1 rRNA gene is annotated in these 758 nt (G+C 55.5%); it reads right to left on the bottom strand.

Annotation, left to right across the window (positions count from 1 at the left end):
* Positions 1-15: 15 nt before the first annotated feature.
* Positions 16-758, bottom strand: a 23S ribosomal RNA gene (locus tag B5E82_RS17755); the annotation flags it as partial.

The raw sequence follows: 758 nt of genomic DNA, 5'->3' as shown, positions 1-758 counted from the left end.
CGCTTTCTTCGCTTTTTGGTCAAGCCCTCGACCTATTAGTAACAGTCAGCTCCACACGTTACCGTGCTTCCACCTCTGCCCTATCTACCTTGTCGTCTTCAAGGGGTCTTACTTCTTTCGAATGGGATATCTCATCTTGAGGGGGGCTTCACGCTTAGATGCCTTCAGCGTTTATCCCGTCCCGACTTGGCTACCCGGCGGTGCATCTGGTGATGCAGCCGGTACACCAGCGGTCAGTCCATCCCGGTCCTCTCGTACTAAGGACAGCTCCTCTCAAATATCCTGCGCCCACGCCGGATAGGGACCGAACTGTCTCACGACGTTCTGAACCCAGCTCGCGTACCGCTTTAATGGGCGAACAGCCCAACCCTTGGGACCTACTACAGCCCCAGGATGCGATGAGCCGACATCGAGGTGCCAAACCACTCCGTCGATGTGAACTCTTGGGAGTGATAAGCCTGTTATCCCCAGGGTAGCTTTTATCCGTTGAGCGATGGCATTCCCACTTAATACCACCGGATCACTAAGTCCTACTTTCGTACCTGCTCCACCCGTCGGTGTCACAGTCAAGCTCCCTTCTGCCTTTACACTCTTCGAATGGTTTCCAACCATTCTGAGGGAACCTTTGAGCGCCTCCGATACCCTTTCGGAGGCGACCGCCCCAGTCAAACTCCCCGCCTGACATTGTCCCACCGCCGGATCACGGCGGCTGGTTAGAAACCCAATACTGCAAGGGTGGTATCCCAACAGCGGCTCCA

Origin of the sequence: Lachnoclostridium sp. An138, from assembly GCF_002160765.1 — a bacterium.
Lineage (GTDB): Bacteria > Bacillota > Clostridia > Lachnospirales > Lachnospiraceae > Laedolimicola > Laedolimicola faecalis.
Note: the sequence above shows the minus strand (reverse complement) of the source record. Positions and strands in the feature narration are given on the sequence as shown.